Raw genomic sequence first — 14,787 nt, forward strand, 5'->3', positions numbered from 1 at the left:
CCTCGCAAGTGCGGGGGGCCTTCGCCATGGGCGCGAGTGCTTCCCGGTGCCGCAGAGGCGGCCGGGGGTCCGGGGGTTGCCCCCGGGAAATGCAGCATCAGCGGGTCCGGGGTTCGAGTCCCTGGCGACGCACAGACAGGTAAGGCCCCTCGCAAGTGCGGGGGGCCTTCGCCATGGGCGCGAGTGCTTCCCGGTGCCGCAGAGGCGGCCGGGGGTCCGGGGGTTGCCCCCCGGGAAATGCAGCATCAGCGGGTCCGGGGTTCGAGTCCCTGGCGGCGCACGATGTCGATGGCGAGGCGTGTCCGCGGAAAGCGCGAACCGGCCTCGCCATCGTCGTTTCCGCGCGGCCGCGCCGCGCGTTGCGGGGGCTCCGCCACCCACACCCCCACGCTCCCGGCGCCCCGGTCACCGTCGGCGCGAAGCCGAGCCGGGCGGGCCGCCCGGTGCCGGGGCTTTCGCGTATCCGCAGAGGGTGGGTTCTCCTGATTGGCCGGATACGCTCTGGTCATGGTGGCGCGGGATCTCCAGGAGCGGATCAAGAGGCTGGTGCTGGATCGGCGGCTGGGGTCCGGGGATCCGCTGCCGACGGAGCCGGAGCTGATGGAGTTGCTCGGGGCGAGCCGGAACTCGGTGCGGGAGGCGTTGAAGGCGCTCCAGGCGATGGGCATCGTGGAGATCCGGCACGGCTTCGGGACGTACGTCGGTCCGATGTCCATGGCGCCGATGATCGAGGGCCTGGTCTTCCGGACGGTCGCCGGGCACCACCGCGGCGAGGACTCGCTGCTCCAGCTGCTGGAACTGCGCGAGGCGGTGGAGACCGGACTGATCTCCCGGCTCGCGGGGCGGATGCCGGAGGCGGATCTGATTGAACTGGACGTGCTCGTGGGCCGTATGGAACGGGAGGCCGACGAAGGGGTGGGCCTCGCCGAGACCGACCGGGCGTTTCACGCCACTCTCTACCGAGGACTGGACAACGTGCTGCTGAGCGAGGTGCTGGAGGCGTTCTGGGACGCCTTCCACCGCGTACGCGCGGACCTCGGGGGTGTGGCCCAGGATCCGCGGGTCACGTGCCGCCAGCACCGGGACATTCTGGACGCGGTGCGGTCCGGCGACGCCGCTGGGGCGGAAGAAGCCATAAGGCAGCACTTCGGCAACATCCGCACCCGGCTGTCCACAACGACTCCACAAGGTCCCCACAGGGGCCACATTGAACGCGTATGACCGGTAAACACCGCGTTTCGCATCTTGCGATCATGATGAACACCGTAGAACCCTGGTTTTCAAGATGCTGCGTATACACGGCACTTGGGGGGCAAGGAGCCGGTTGCCGGTGTTGCGGGGAAAAGGGGGCCCCGTTTCCGAGGTGATGCCGAGGGGGGCATCATGCAACCGGAAGGTCGCAGTTCTGTGTCCATGCGTGTGGACGATGTGGTGACTGTGGCCCACCGCTGATACGACTGTGAAGGGTCTAGGGGGACCCGAGCAGCCGTAAAGTAACGACACAACACGCAGTGACGTGCGTGTGGGGGGATGACTCATGACGTCGACGCCGACGGGCGCCCGGCAGAACTACGACCCGTCACAGACCACCCAGCTCAGGGTGCCTTCACATCGGACCGGTGCGTTCCGTCGGATCAAGAAGACGCTGCCCAAGTACGACTACGAGCACTACAGTCGTCTGGCCGGCCCCCTGACCCAGCCCGATCCGGGCAAGCCGTACAGAGTCCAGTACCGCTCCCTGATCTCGCAGGAGCCGCACCGCATCAGAGTGGCGCTGATGCTCGCCGCCGCGCCCCTGCTGTCGCTGGTGCTGCTGGCCTGGCTGCTGCAGCCCGAGCACTGGACCGAGCGCGACTACCCGGCCTTCGCCTGGCTGCCCGCGCTCGACATCGTGATGCTCGTGGCGATCGGTCTGATCGAGTTCTTCCGCTGCATGAACGTGCTGTCGAACGCGCACGCCACGCTGGTCGCCCGCGACCCGATCCCGGTGGTGCCCGAGACCGGCACCAGAGTGGCCTTCCTCACCTCCTTCGTGCCCGGCAAGGAGCCGCTGGAGATGGTGACGAAGACCCTGGAAGCCGCGGTGAAGATCCGCCACCGCGGCCTCATGCATGTCTGGCTCCTCGACGAGGGCGACGACCCCGAGGTGAAGGCGGTCTGCGCGCGCCTCGGCGTGCACCACTTCTCACGCAAGGGCGTCGCGAAGTGGAATCAGGCCAAGGGCCCGCACCGCGCCAAGACCAAGCACGGCAACTACAACGCCTGGCTGGACGCGCACGGCGACCACTACGACTTCTTCGCCTCGGTCGACACCGACCACGTGCCGCTGCCCAACTACCTGGAGCGGATGCTCGGCTTCTTCCGCGACCCGAACATCGGCTTCGTCATCGGCCCGCAGGTCTACGGCAACTACGACAACTTCGTCACCAAGGCCGCCGAGTCGCAGCAGTTCCTGTTCCACGCGCTGATCCAGCGGGCCGGCAACAAGTACGGCTCCCCGATGTTCGTGGGCACCTCCAACGCCGTACGCATCAAGGCGCTCAAGCAGATCGGCGGCCTGTACGACTCGATCACCGAGGACATGGCCACCGGGTTCGAGATCCACCGTCACAAGAACCCGGCGACGGGCAAGAAGTGGCGCTCGGTCTACACCCCGGACGTGCTCGCGGTCGGTGAGGGTCCCAGTGCCTGGACGGACTTCTTCACCCAGCAGATGCGCTGGTCGCGAGGGACGTACGAGACGATCCTCAAGCAGTACTGGAAGGGCTGGTACTCGCTGCCGCCGAGCAAGCTCTTCAACTACACGATGATGATCATCTTCTACCCGATGTCCGCCCTCAACTGGATCCTCGCCGCACTGAGCTGCGCGCTGTTCCTGGGCCTGGGCGCCTCGGGTGTGAACATCGACCCGACCGTGTGGCTGATGCTCTACGGCAACGCCTCCGCGCTCCAGATCGGCCTCTACGTCTGGAACCGCCGCCACAACGTCTCCCCGCACGAGCCGGAGGGCTCCGGCGGTGTGGCCGGCATGGTGATGTCCGCGCTGTCCGCGCCGCTGTACGCCAAGGCGCTGATCGACTCGATGCTGCGCCGCAAGAGCAAGTTCGTGGTCACGCCCAAGGGCGACTCCGCCAGCCCCGACCGCTGGTTCGGGACCTTCCGCTACCACTGGTACTTCATCCTGATCTTCGGCGCCTCGATCGCCGCCGGCTTCGTCTTCGGACACTCCCACCCCGCGATGATCATCTGGGCGACCTTCGCCACCCTGATCACCGCCACGCCGATCTTCGCCTGGCGCCACATGCTGCGCCAGGAGCGGAAGAAGTCCTCCGCGCCCGCCGCGCCCGCGCAGGAACCGCGGGAAGCGGCACCGGCGGCACCCGCGGGCCCCGCGGCCCACGCGGGCCCCGCGGGCCCCTACGAGCCGCAGCCGCTGCCCACGCAGCGCACCCCGGCCCAGCACGCTCCGCAGCACAAGCCGAGCTGGGCCGCCGCCTCGAACACCTCGGGCGGTACGGGGAGCACGGGGAGCACGGGGGACCAGACCATGCAGATCGCCCTTGGTGGACTTGGGGGACGTAAGGAATGAACGACCGTGCAGGCCGCCGCCGCGCCCGTCGACTCGTGATCGGCACGGCGGTGGTGCTCGCGCTGGCCGGGATGAACGGCCCGTGGCTGTACCGCTTCGGGACCGAGAAATACCACCAGTACCAAATCAACAAGCCGGAGTACAAAGCCGAGAACGGCAAGTGGGACATCGTCGAGTTCCCCGAGGAGTACCGGCAGAACACCATCCACGCGGCGCTGCTGCGCACCGGAAAGGTGCTGCTCGTCGCGGGGTCCGGCAACAACCAGGACAACTTCGACGACAAGAAGTTCGACACCCGGATCTGGGACCCGGTCAAGGGCACCATCAAGAAGGTGCCGACGCCCAAGGACCTGTTCTGCACCGGCCACACCCAGCTGGCCAACGGCAACCTGCTGATCGCGGGCGGCACCAAGCGGTACGAGAAGCTCAAGGGTGACGTCACCAAGGCCGGCGGCCTGATGGTCGTCCACAACGAGAACCCGGACAAGCCGATCACGCTGCCCGCGGGCACCAGGTTCACCGGCAAGGAGAACGGCAAGACCTTCATCTCCAAGGACCCGGTCACCGTCGAGCGCGCGACGAAGAAGTTCGACAAGCAGACCGGCAAGTTCCTCGGCAACGAGCCGGGGCTCGGCCGTATCTACGTCGAGGCGGCGAAGAGCGGCACCAAGTACGAGACGGGCACGCAGGACAACTACTCCGTCCAGGGGCTGTCCGGCGCCGACACCAAGAACACCTACGGCATCGCGCAGAAGCTCGCCCTCGACAAGAAGGACTTCCAGGGGATCCGGGACGCCTTCGAGTTCGATCCCATCGCCGAGAAGTACATCAAGGTCGACCCGATGAAGGAGGCCCGCTGGTATCCGACGCTCACCACCCTGAGCGACGGCAAGATCCTCAGCGTCTCCGGGCTCGACGACATCGGACAGCTGGTGCCGGGCAAGAACGAGGTCTTCGACCCCGAGACCAAGAAGTGGACGTACACGGAGAAGATCCGGCAGTTCCCGACCTACCCCGCGCTGTTCCTCATGCAGAACGGCAAGATCTTCTACTCGGGGTCCAACGCGGGCTACGGGCCGGACGACGTGGGCCGTGATCCGGGCGTCTGGGACGTGGAGAGCAACAAGTTCACCAAGGTCCCCGGGCTGAGCGACCCCAAGCTGCTGGAGACCTCCGGGACCGTGCTGCTGCCTCCGGCGCAGGACGAGAAGTACATGGTGATCGGCGGTGGCGGGGTCGGCGAGTCCCAGCAGTCCAGCGAGAAGACCCGGATCATCGACCTGAAGGCGGACGACCCGAAGTTCGTGGACGGGCCCAGCCTGGAGAAGGGCACACGGTATCCGCAGGCCTCGATCCTGCCCGACGACTCCGTACTGGTGTCCGGCGGTTCGGAGGACTACCGCGGGCGCAGCGACTCCAACATCCTCCAGGCGCGGCTGTACGACCCGGCGACCAACGGATTCGAGCGGGTCGCCGATCCGCTGGTCGGGCGGAACTACCACTCCGGGTCGATCCTGCTGCCCGACGGGCGGGTGATGTTCTTCGGGTCGGACTCCCTGTACGGGGACAAGGCGAACACGAAGCCGGGGACGTTCGAGCAGCGGATCGAGATCTACACGCCGCCGTATCTCTACCGAGGGGCTCAGCCGTCGTTGTCCGGGGGGCCGGAGACGATTGCTCGGGGGGCTTCGGGGACGTTCAGCTCGCAGCATGCCTCGTCGATCAAGAAGGTGCGGTTGATTCGGCCGAGTGCGGCCACGCATGTCACGGACGTGGATCAGCGGTCGATCGCGCTGGACTTCAAGGCGTCCGGGGACAAGATCACGGTGACGGTGCCGAAGAATCGGAATCTGGTGCAGTCGGGGTGGTACATGCTGTTCGTGGATGACGATCAGGGGACGCCCAGTAAGGCGCAGTGGGTGAGGGTTCCTTAGCTGCATCGGCGTCCGCGGGTCCGTTGTGGCTGGTCGCGCCCGCGCGGCGGAGCCGCAAATCAACACAGCCCCGCGCCCCTGAGGGGCGCGGGGATTGCCTTTGTCTGGAAGGCGCCGCTACTCCCGCGCCCCTAGGTGTCTGATCCTCGCGCCAGTTTCAAGGCGTACTCCGGCCACCACTCGCCCGCCTTCGGGCCGCCCTTGCATTCGCCGTCCGACTCTCCGGGGCGCTTGACCCAGACGTAGGCGTCGACCAGGGGGTCCGCTGTCTTCGTCGTCGGGGGCTCACCCAGGGCCCTACCGGGCGGGTTGCACCAGCGTTCGTCGGGGTTGCCCTCTTCGTAGGGGCCGTTGCCGTTGCGGCTGGTGTCGATGACGAAGGGTTTGTTGCCGACCTTGGCGGAGAGTTCCTTGCCGTAGGCGATGGAGTCCTCGGTGGAGTAGAAGTTGGAGACGTTCACCGAGAAGCCGTCGGCCTGGTCGACGCCGGCGCGCTGGAGGGGCTCGGAGATGTCGTCGGGTTTGCCCCAGCCGGCGTTGCCCGCGTCCAGGTAGACCTTGGTGTTCTTCAGGGACTTGAGCTTCTCGACGGCGCCCTTGAGCAGGTTGTAGCGCTCCTCGTGGAACTCCTCCGGTGTGCAGTTGTCGACCATGTGGAGCACGGCGTCCGGTTCCAGGATCACCGTGGCGGGGCGGTCGCCGATGCCCTTGGCCAGGCCGTCGATGAAGGAGCGGTAGGCGTTGCCGTCGGCGGCGCCGCCGCCCGAGAACTGGCCGCAGTCGCGGTGCGGGATGTTGTAGACGACGAGCAGGGCGTCACGGTCGGCCTTGGCCGCCGCCTCGGTGTAACCGCGGGCCTGCTCCTCGGAGTTCTCCGGGACGATCCACTCGGCGGTCGGCTGTTCGGCGATCTTGCGGATCTGCTCGGCTTCCTGCTTCTTGCCGGCTTTCTCGTAGGCCACCACCTGCTTGGCCGCGTTGCCGTCCGGGTTGACCCAGAACGGGTCGGTCCCCTTGGGTTGTTGGGTGATGCCCGCTCCGGCGTCGGCCCCCTCACTCTCCTTGCTCTTCTCGCCGTCCCCCGACGAGGAACATCCCGCGATCAGCAGTGCCGCCCCCAGCACCACCGCGGAAGCCCTCGTGCGGGAAACCCTCCTGGCCCCCCTGCTGACGTACATCCAACTCCCCCTTGGGTGCACCGTTCCAAGTCTCAATCCTGACACACCCGTCGCGCCGCCCACGAGGTCGTCCAAGCCTTGTCCGATACCTGTTACAGCCACGATCGTCGGGGTAACCGCGCGCCTGTACGAGGCGCTCGTCACCGGAAGGGGAGTGCTCGGGCATGCAGTACACCACCAGGGAGATCCAGCTGGCGGCGGCACTGGTGGAAGCGGCCGACACACTCGTCGACGGTTTCGACGCCACCCAGTACTTGGAACGGGTGTCCGACAACTGTGTGGAGCTGCTGACCGCCCGCACCGCCGGGGTGATGCTGATCGAGGGGAACCGCGCGGTGTCCATGGCGGCCAGCAGCCGGGACCAGCGCGTGGCACTCGATCTGCTGGAGGCGCAGCACGGCGGCGGGCCCTGTCTGGACAGCTACGGCTCCGGGCGGCCGGTACCGCCCGTCTCCATCCGCACCGCCCACGCGGGCGCCCGCTGGCCCACCTTCACCGAGCGGGCGCTCCGGCACGACATCGCGGCGACCTACGCGGTGCCGCTGCGCTGCCGCGAGACCCTGCTCGGCGCTCTCAACGTGTTCGTGCCGACCCTGCCCGCCACCGACCCGCCGGGCGACTCGGCCCCGGAGATGCTGGTGGCCCAGGCCTTCGCCGACGCCGCCGCGCTCGGTCTGCAGAACCACCGCACCTACGACCGGACGCTCACCCTGTCCGGGCAGTTGCGGCAAGCCCTGTCCAGCAGAGTCCGTATCGAACAGGCCAAGGGCATGCTCGCCGAGCGCTGGCGGGTCGGCGCCGACCAGGCGTTCGTCGCGCTGCGGCAGTACGCCCGCCGGCACCGGCTGCCGCTGGACCGGGTCGCCAGCGCGGTCATCGGGGGCACGGCGGACGACGCCGCCATGCGCCGAGAGGCCGAGGGCCCGCTGGGCCCGCCGCCCGACTCGCGGGGCGGAACGCCGTAGCGGTACGCCGTAGGGGTGCGGTCGCGGGGTGCGTGGGGTGCGTGGGGCGCGTGGGGTTTTCGTACCGCGGTCCGTCGGTCATCGGGGGCGTGGACCGGTCGCCACCCGTGTCGCAGACGACCGGGCATCCGCACCGCGCACAGTCGACGACCTGCGTGGATGACGGAGAGCCACCGGTCCGGGACTTGGCGTCCATTGCCCTCTAGGCCCGGACGCTCATTCGTTCTAAAGTCTTCTCATGCGGCCCCAGCCCCCGGCCAAGCATTCACCCACCGTGGTTTTCCAAGCCTCCCGCGCCGGTCGCCGGGTTACTCCCGCAGCCCGTGCGCGCGCGGTTGAGGACCAGCCCGGTCGGCGGCTTCGGGGGGAGCGGGTCGCCGACCGGGCCAGGTGGCCCGCCCGTCCCGAGGGTGGTCACAGGCCGCTGCCGGTGAGATACGCCGAGACGATCACGTTCGCCGTGTAGCTGCGGCTCGCCGGGTCGAAGGTGCCGCCGCAGGTGATCAGCCGCAGTTCCGCCCGGCCGGTCTCCCGGGGTCCGTACGCCTGCCGGGCGTCGAAGCGGTCCCGGGTGAGAACCTGGACGGCGTCGACGGTGAACTCGGCGACCCTGCCGTCGTCCCGGATCACCCGGACCGTCTCGCCGGGCTTCATCGCGCTGATCTTGTAGAAGACGGCGGGCCGGGTCTCGGTGTCGACGTGTCCCACCATCAGCGCGGTCCCGGCCGCGCCCGGCGTCGCGCCGGCCGCGTACCAGCCGACCACCCCTGCCTGGTCGTAGGGCGGCGGGTCGATCGCGCCCCGGCCGTCGAGGCCGCGGGCCACCACCGGTGCCTGCACGCCCAGGCGGGGGATGTCGAGGCGTTGCGGCAGCGCGGCGCCGAGCGGGCGGTGCGCCGGCGGCAGCTCGACCTCTGGCGGCCGTCCCACCGCGGCCATGTCCCCGGTGGTGGGCGCGGATATCCCGTGGCGTACGTCGGTCACCTCGCGCCCCCACAGCCACAGGCCGAGCAGCAGGACCGCCCAGGCGAGCCCGGTCAACAGCCGGCCGGTGCCGGAGGCGCGTTCCCGGTCGGCCGGGTGCGAGGGATCGGAGAAGCGTTCCTGGTCCGGCATGGCGGGTCAGTCCGTCCTGCGGCTCCGGCGGCTGCCGAGCAGCACGACGGCCAGCGCGGCGACCCCGGCCAGGACGAGTCCGGTCACGGTGTGCCCCGTGCCGGGCCCGGTCGGGCGGGCGTCGGCGGTGTCCGCCGCGGCGAGGCGGGCGGTGCCGCCGCCTCCGGCGAGCACGGGGGCGATCGGTGAGGCGGGGGTGGTGGGGGCGTTGGGGCGGGGCTCGTTCTGCTTGCCCGGTTTGTCGGTACCTACGGTGATCGTGCCCTTGACCTCGAAGTCGACGCAGGTGATCTTCACGTCGTAGGAGCCGGGTTCGATCGAGGAGCGGACCTGGGTCTGGCCGGCGAGCGTGCCGTCGGCGCCGCCGCCGGTGAGCCGGGCGTCCGCGACGAACGCGGCCGACGCGGCGGTGGCGGTCCTCCCGGTGCAGCCGCTCACCCGCAGCGCGACCTCGGCGCCGGGGGCGGGGGACGACGGGGTGACCGAGACGCTGCCGCCGTCCGCCGCGTGGGCGGCCGGGGTGAGGGCGGCCTGGATGAGGGCTGCCGGAGTGAAGGCGGTGACGGTCAGGGCAGTGGCACAGAGAGTGAGGCGTAGGGAACCCATCGTGAACCTCCAGATGTCTGGAGCGTCCCTCTCGGGCGGCGGCCCCGCATCCCCAGCGGGACCGCGCTGCTCCGTACGGGTCGTGTTCGGGCCCCGGCGGGTTTCAGATCCGGTCGACCAGGTCCGCGATCGAGTCCACGATCTTGGAGGGCCGGTACGGGAAGTCCTCGACCTGGTCCGGCCGGGTCAGCCCGGTGAGCACCAGGAACGTCTGCATGCCGGCCTCCATGCCCGCGAGGACGTCGGTGTCCATCCGGTCGCCGATCATGGCGCTGGTCTCGGAGTGGGCGCCGATCGCGTTCAGGCCGGTCCGCATCATCAGCGGGTTCGGCTTGCCCGCGAAGTAGGGGCGCCTGCCGGTCGCCTTGGTGATCAGCGCGGCGACGGCGCCGGTCGCGGGCAGCGGGCCCTCGGCGGAGGGGCCGGTCTCGTCGGGGTTGGTGGCGATGAAGCGGGCGCCGCCCTCGATCAGCCGTACCGCCTTGGTCATGGCCTCGAAGGAGTACGTCCTTGTCTCGCCGAGGACGACGTAGTCCGGCTCGTGGTCGGTGAGGATGTAGCCGATGTCGTGCAGCGCGGTCGTCAGGCCGGCCTCGCCGATGACGTACGCCGATCCGCCCGGCCGCTGGTCGTCCAGGAACTGGGCGGTGGCCAGCGCCGAGGTCCAGATCGACTCGACCGGCACGTCCAGGCCCATGCGGCGCAGCCGGGCGTGCAGGTCGCGCGGGGTGTAGATCGAGTTGTTGGTGAGGACCAGGAAGGGCCTGCCGGACTCGCGCAGCTTCTTCAGGAAGGCGTCGGCGCCGGGGATCGGTACGCCCTCGTGGATGAGCACACCGTCCATGTCGGTGAGCCACGACTCGATGGGCCTGCGTTCTGCCATGTGCGGGATCTCCTGCCGTACGCATGTACGCGTTGCTGCGTGGGCCCCAGCCTAGACAGTGGCCGGATCTTGGGGGAATGGCCGGTTCGGGGTGGGGTGGGTGCGGCGGTGCGATGCCTGCGGCGCGCTGTGCGGCTTCGGTGGGGGTGCGCGTAGCGCCCAAGGGTGCGTTGTGGGTCGGGGCCGGGGCGGGGGGTGTCCGTCCTCGGTCCGGCGGTTCTCTTTTTCCGGGTAGTGCTGCGTGTCGGACGCCGGCCGCTGCGGGCGGACACCCCCCGCCCCGTCCCCTCACCGCCGTGGGCGGCTGTTCGCCCACGGCCCGGATGTGCCTCATGGCCTACGGCGACTGCGGGTCAGCAGGAGGGCGGCACCGGTGACCAGGAGGAGGGCGGCCGCGGTGAGGGCGGCGCCGGTGGGGCCGACGCCTGCGCGGGCCAGTTCGTCGGCGAAGGCGCGGCCGTCCGGGGCGTCGGGGTCGGGGGCGGAACTCGGGGCGGGGTCGGCTTCGATGGTGAACCGGTAGTCGTTCGACTGCCCCACCCATTCGCCGTCGTCGTCCTGTCGTTGTACGACGGCCGCGTTGGCGGTGACCTCGTTGGCCACGGCGTCCGAAGTGATCGCCAGGCGCACCTTCACGGTGAGCGTCCGGCCGGGGCCGACGGTGAAGCCGGGGAAGCCGCCGCGCTCGTCGGCGAGGACGCCGACCAGTTCGTCGGCGTCAGTCTGCTCGAAGCGGACCGGGTGCGGGCGGTCCCCGTCCCCGTCCCCTTCGTAGAACTCCAGCCGGGGCTGGGCGGGTCCGAGCGCCCGCTCGCCGTCCACCAGGACGATCACTGGGTGGATGTTTCCGCAGGTCCGGGTGGTTTTGTTGGTGAGGTCCAGATACCAGGTGCCGTATCCGCCGCCTGCCTCATAGGCGTTCGGGCCGCCGTGGACACGGGTGGTGAGCGGGAAGCCGCGCTCGCCGGACGCGGCGCAGGGGGAGGAGATGGAGGAGGGGCTGGAGTGGGCTTGTGCCGGTGTGGGGGCGAGTGCGAGTGCGGTGGCCGCCGCTAGACAGGGGCGGAGGCAGGGGCGGAGACGGAGGTGGGGGCGGAGAGAGGCGGGCTTGGGCAGTCGCATGAACACATGACCATGCCGGGTGTGTGGGCCCTTCGGGCGGCGCCGCTCCGTACGGCCGGGCAAGTCCGCTCGATCAGCGCAGACACCGGGCTGTCAGCCGTCGGCCTGCCCGAACAGCGGCGCCAGCAGCAACTGGGCCGCGCCCTCCGCGACCCCGCCGGGGGCGATCCGCACCGGTACGGCCGCCTCGCTCCGGGCCCGTCCGTCGATCACCGTGGAGACTCCTCGTAGGAACGTCTCGGGGTCCGCCAGGACCGTGCGGCCGCCTAGCAGCACCAGGTCGATGTCCAGCAGGCCCACGAGGTTCGCGGCCCCCTCGCCGAGTACGCGGGCCGCCTCCGCCGCCTCGCCCCGGGCCACGGCCCCGAGGCACAGCGCCTCCACGCATCCCCGGTTCCCGCAGCCGCACGGCGGCCCGTCCAGCTGGATGACCTGGTGCCCGAACTCCCCCGCGCCGGTCCGGGCACCCCGGTGCACGGCTCCGCCGATCACGAGTCCGGCACCGAGCCCGGTACCGAGATGCAGGTAGGCGAACGATCCGCCGGGGCCGCCCTCCCCCGACACGGCCAGTCCCAGCGCCGCCGCGTTGGTGTCCTTGTCCACCACCACCGGCACCCCCAGCCGCCGCTCCAACGCGGCCCGCAACGGGAACCCGTCCCACTCGGGGAACCCGGTCACCCGGTGCAGGATCCCCCGGGCATGATCGAGAGGACCGGGGAGGGCGACACCTACGCCCAGGAGGGCATCCAGCCCTGGCGCCTCCGCCGGGTCGGGGACTCCGGCCGACTCGGGGACACCAGTCGGCCCTGGCACCCCCGCCGAGGAGGGCGCTCTGTCCGGGGCGGGGACTCCGGTCGGCTCTGCCATCTCTACCGGATCGGGGACTCCGGCCGGCCTTGACACCCCTGCCCGGGCGGGGGATCCGGTCAGCTCTGACACCCCTGCCGGGTCGGGAGTTCCGGCCCGGTCGCGAACGTTGTTCGGCTCGGGGACTCCGGCCGACTCATGAGCTCCGGCTGGCTCTGACACCCCTGCCGCGTCGGGCACCCCGTCCAGGCCGGGACCTCCGGCCGACTCAGGACCTCCGGCCGGCCCTGGCACCCCCGCCGAGCCAGACACCCCGGCCGTCTTGGGACCTCCGGCCAGCCCTGACACCCCCGCCGAGCCAGACACCCCGGCCGTCTTGGGACCTCCGGCCAGCCCTGACACCCCCGCCGAGCCAGACACCCCGGCCGTCTTGGGACCTCCAGCCGGCCCTGGCACCCCCGCCAAGTCGCGCCCCCCAGCCAATGCACGTACCCCGGCCGCCCCCGCGGAGCCCCTCCCCGCCACCCACTCCCCCACCAACCGCTCGATCTCCGTCGCCACCGCCCCCACCACGGCCTCCGCGCCCGCGCCCAGGTCCAGGGGAGCGCGCCGCTCGCTCACCACGGTGCCGTCGAGGTCGACGAGGAGGACGCGTAGTTCGTCGCGGTCGAGGTGGGCGCCGATGGCGTGGCCCGCGTCGGGGACGAGTCGTAGGACCGTGCGGGGCTTGCCGCCGGTGGAGGCGCGGCGGCCGGCCTCCGTGGCGAGGCCCTCCTCGCGCAACCGCCCGGTGATCTTGCTGACGGCCTGTGGGGTGAGTCCCGTGCGTTCGGCGAGTTCCAGGCGGCTGATGCCCTCGGCGCCCGCTCTCCGCAGCAGGCCGAGCACGAGCGCGGTGTTGTGGCTGCGCAGGGCCAGCAGGTTCACGCCGCCGCCGTTCGTCCTGTTCACGTCGGCCATTCTCCCTCGTACTTGCACTTTGGCAACAGCGTTGCGAAAGTGGGGGCATGACTGGCACCCCTCTCCGCGTCGGCCTCGTCGGCTACGGCCTCGCCGGCTCCGTCTTCCACGCCCCGCTGATCGCCGCGACCGAGGGCCTCGCCCTGGACACGGTGGTGACGTCGAACCCCGAGCGGCAGGAACAGGCCCGCGCCGAGTTCCCCGCGGTGCGCACCGTCGCCACGCCGGACGAGCTGCTGGACCGGGCCGCAGAGCTGGACCTGATCGTGATCGCGTCCCCCAACAAGACGCATGTCCCGCTCGCCACCGCCTTCCTCAAGGCCGGCCTGCCGGTCGTGGTCGACAAGCCTGTCGCGGGCGCTGCCGCCGAGGCGCGCGAGCTCGCCGCCCTCGCCGAGGACCGTGGCCTGCTCCTGTCCGTCTTCCAGAACCGCCGCTGGGACAACGACTTCCTGACCCTGCGCAAGCTGCTGGCCGACGGCGAGCTGGGCGACGTAGGGCGCTTCGAGTCCCGCTTCGAGCGCTGGCGCCCGCAGCCGAAGGGCGGCTGGCGCGAGTCCGGCGACCCGGCAGAGATCGGAGGTCTGCTCTACGACCTCGGCAGTCATGTGGTGGATCAGGCACTGGTCCTCTTCGGCCCCGCCGCCTCCGTGTACGCCGAGGCGGACCTGCGCCGCCCGGGCGCCGAGGCCGACGACGACACCTTCATCGCGATCACGCACACCAGCGGCGTCCGCTCCCACCTCTACGTCTCCGCGACGACCGCCCAACTCGGCCCGCGCTTCCGGGTGCTGGGCTCGAAGGCCGGCTACGTCAAGTACGGCCTCGACCCGCAGGAGGCCGCCCTGAGGGAGGGCGAGCGCCCCGGCGCCGGGGCCGACTGGGGCCGGGAACCGGAGTCCCTGTGGGGCCGGGTCGGCGCCGGAGAGTCCCCGCTGACGGGTGGCGGGCGTCCGGAACCGACCCTGCCCGGCGACTACCCGGCTTACTATGCGGCCGTGGCGAAAGCCCTGCTCGACGGCGGTCCCAACCCGGTGACCGCACTGGAGGCGGCCGCCGCCCTCGACGTACTGGAGGCGGCCCGCCGTTCGGCCCACGACGCAGTGGTGGTGAAGCTGTGACGCACAGCGGTGAGTTGACCCCGAAGTTCCACCCCGAGCTGACTCCGCCGATCGAGGAGCTGGAGGCGCAGGAACGCCGCCTGGTCTTCCGGCAGTTCACCCACGACGACGCCTGGGCCCTGGGCTCGCTCCTGGTCGAGCTGGCCCGGGAGCGGCAGGCCCCGGTCGCCATCGACATCCACCGCTCCGGCCAGCAGCTCTTCCACGCCGCCCTGCCCGGCTCGGCCCCGGACAACGACGCCTGGATCGCCCGCAAGCGCCGGGTCGTCGAGCGCTACGGCTCCGCGTCCTACCTGGTCGGTGCCCGTTTCCGCGCCAAGGGCTCGACCTTCGAGGAGTCCTCCCGCCTGGACCCGGACGAGTACGCGGCGCACGGCGGCTCCTTCCCGATCACCGTCGAGGGCGTCGGGGTCGTCGGCGCGGTGACGGTGAGCGGACTGCCCCAACTGGCGGACCACCGGCTCGTGGTGGAGGCGCTGGAGGAGTTCCTCAAGGTCTGAGGAGTT

The 14,787-nt window shown here is 70.6% G+C and carries 12 protein-coding genes and 1 pseudogene; 6 read left to right on the forward strand and 7 right to left on the reverse strand.

Translation table 11 applies throughout. The features are described from left to right. Nucleotides 1-507: 507 nt before the first annotated feature. The 3 genes from K4B79_RS39055 to K4B79_RS39065 all read left to right on the forward strand — a co-directional run bounded on the left by K4B79_RS39055 (nucleotide 508) and on the right by K4B79_RS39065 (nucleotide 5,523). Nucleotides 508-1,221 carry a FadR/GntR family transcriptional regulator gene (locus K4B79_RS39055; RefSeq protein WP_232032174.1) on the forward strand — a complete coding sequence of 238 codons (714 nt, stop codon included), beginning with the start codon at nucleotides 508-510 and terminating at the stop codon, nucleotides 1,219-1,221. Between the two features lie 316 nt (nucleotides 1,222-1,537). Then, nucleotides 1,538-3,589 carry a glycosyltransferase family 2 protein gene (locus K4B79_RS39060; RefSeq protein WP_232032175.1) on the forward strand — a complete coding sequence of 684 codons (2,052 nt, stop codon included), beginning with the start codon at nucleotides 1,538-1,540 and terminating at the stop codon, nucleotides 3,587-3,589. Further along, the gene (locus K4B79_RS39065; protein WP_232032176.1) at nucleotides 3,586-5,523 is read left to right on the forward strand and encodes a kelch motif-containing protein; all 1,938 of its coding nucleotides are present in this window, start codon (nucleotides 3,586-3,588) and stop codon (nucleotides 5,521-5,523) included. Before K4B79_RS39060 ends, K4B79_RS39065 begins: the two co-directional genes overlap by 4 nt. Before the next feature lie 131 nt (nucleotides 5,524-5,654). Here K4B79_RS39065 and K4B79_RS39070 read toward each other — a convergent pair whose 3' ends face one another. After that, entirely contained in the window at nucleotides 5,655-6,701 is a 1,047-nt protein-coding gene (locus K4B79_RS39070; RefSeq protein ID WP_232032177.1) for a glycoside hydrolase family 6 protein, read from the reverse strand. Between the two features lie 164 nt (nucleotides 6,702-6,865). On the opposite strand from K4B79_RS39070, the gene K4B79_RS39075 reads away from it, so the two are divergent. Next, nucleotides 6,866-7,666, forward strand: coding sequence for an ANTAR domain-containing protein (locus K4B79_RS39075; protein ID WP_232032178.1), 801 nt, complete (start codon nucleotides 6,866-6,868; stop codon nucleotides 7,664-7,666). Between the two features lie 414 nt (nucleotides 7,667-8,080). Here K4B79_RS39075 and K4B79_RS39080 read toward each other — a convergent pair whose 3' ends face one another. The 6 genes and pseudogenes from K4B79_RS39080 to K4B79_RS48860 all read right to left on the reverse strand — a co-directional run. Beyond that, entirely contained in the window at nucleotides 8,081-8,782 is a 702-nt protein-coding gene (locus K4B79_RS39080; protein WP_232032179.1) for a class F sortase, read from the reverse strand. Between the two features lie 6 nt (nucleotides 8,783-8,788). After that, nucleotides 8,789-9,388 carry a hypothetical protein gene (locus K4B79_RS39085; RefSeq protein WP_232032180.1) on the reverse strand — a complete coding sequence of 200 codons (600 nt, stop codon included), beginning with the start codon at nucleotides 9,386-9,388 and terminating at the stop codon, nucleotides 8,789-8,791. A 103-nt stretch (nucleotides 9,389-9,491) separates the two neighbouring features. After that, on the reverse strand, nucleotides 9,492-10,271 hold the full coding sequence (locus K4B79_RS39090; RefSeq protein WP_232032181.1) for an HAD-IIA family hydrolase: 780 nt from the start codon (nucleotides 10,269-10,271) through the stop codon (nucleotides 9,492-9,494). Between the two features lie 330 nt (nucleotides 10,272-10,601). Further along, the gene (locus tag K4B79_RS39095) at nucleotides 10,602-11,393 is read right to left on the reverse strand and encodes a hypothetical protein (RefSeq protein WP_232032182.1); all 792 of its coding nucleotides are present in this window, start codon (nucleotides 11,391-11,393) and stop codon (nucleotides 10,602-10,604) included. 93 nt (nucleotides 11,394-11,486) lie between these two features. Continuing rightward, the gene (locus K4B79_RS39100; RefSeq protein WP_374208573.1) at nucleotides 11,487-12,656 is read right to left on the reverse strand and encodes an ROK family protein; all 1,170 of its coding nucleotides are present in this window, start codon (nucleotides 12,654-12,656) and stop codon (nucleotides 11,487-11,489) included. Next, nucleotides 12,645-13,160 (reverse strand): annotated as a pseudogene (locus K4B79_RS48860) (winged helix-turn-helix transcriptional regulator); the annotation flags it as partial. The gene K4B79_RS39100 and the pseudogene K4B79_RS48860, both read right to left, overlap by 12 nt. Before the next feature lie 47 nt (nucleotides 13,161-13,207). On the opposite strand from K4B79_RS48860, the gene K4B79_RS39110 reads away from it, so the two are divergent. Both K4B79_RS39110 and K4B79_RS39115 read left to right on the forward strand, forming a co-directional pair. Further along, a complete protein-coding gene (locus tag K4B79_RS39110) occupies nucleotides 13,208-14,281 on the forward strand; it encodes a Gfo/Idh/MocA family protein (RefSeq protein ID WP_232032183.1) in 1,074 nt (357 codons plus the stop codon). Then, nucleotides 14,278-14,781, forward strand: a complete 504-nt coding sequence (locus tag K4B79_RS39115; protein ID WP_232032184.1) for a heme-degrading domain-containing protein — start codon at nucleotides 14,278-14,280, stop codon at nucleotides 14,779-14,781. The genes K4B79_RS39110 and K4B79_RS39115 overlap by 4 nt, the downstream gene beginning before the upstream one ends. Nucleotides 14,782-14,787: the final 6 nt, after the last annotated feature.

The organism is Streptomyces lincolnensis (genome assembly GCF_021173675.1).
GTDB lineage: Bacteria > Actinomycetota > Actinomycetes > Streptomycetales > Streptomycetaceae > Streptomyces > Streptomyces lincolnensis_B.

Excerpts from the sequence above, each read along its gene's own strand:
- K4B79_RS39055 (WP_232032174.1), top strand. The coding sequence starts at position 508 with ATGGTGGCGCGGGATCTCCAGGAGCGGATCAAGAGGCTGGTGCTGGAT.
- K4B79_RS39060 (WP_232032175.1), top strand. The coding sequence starts at position 1,538 with ATGACGTCGACGCCGACGGGCGCCCGGCAGAACTACGACCCGTCACAG.
- K4B79_RS39065 (WP_232032176.1), top strand. The coding sequence starts at position 3,586 with ATGAACGACCGTGCAGGCCGCCGCCGCGCCCGTCGACTCGTGATCGGC.
- K4B79_RS39070 (WP_232032177.1), bottom strand. The coding sequence starts at position 6,701 with ATGTACGTCAGCAGGGGGGCCAGGAGGGTTTCCCGCACGAGGGCTTCC.
- K4B79_RS39075 (WP_232032178.1), top strand. The coding sequence starts at position 6,866 with ATGCAGTACACCACCAGGGAGATCCAGCTGGCGGCGGCACTGGTGGAA.
- K4B79_RS39080 (WP_232032179.1), bottom strand. The coding sequence starts at position 8,782 with ATGCCGGACCAGGAACGCTTCTCCGATCCCTCGCACCCGGCCGACCGG.
- K4B79_RS39085 (WP_232032180.1), bottom strand. The coding sequence starts at position 9,388 with ATGGGTTCCCTACGCCTCACTCTCTGTGCCACTGCCCTGACCGTCACC.
- K4B79_RS39090 (WP_232032181.1), bottom strand. The coding sequence starts at position 10,271 with ATGGCAGAACGCAGGCCCATCGAGTCGTGGCTCACCGACATGGACGGT.
- K4B79_RS39095 (WP_232032182.1), bottom strand. The coding sequence starts at position 11,393 with ATGCGACTGCCCAAGCCCGCCTCTCTCCGCCCCCACCTCCGTCTCCGC.
- K4B79_RS39110 (WP_232032183.1), top strand. The coding sequence starts at position 13,208 with ATGACTGGCACCCCTCTCCGCGTCGGCCTCGTCGGCTACGGCCTCGCC.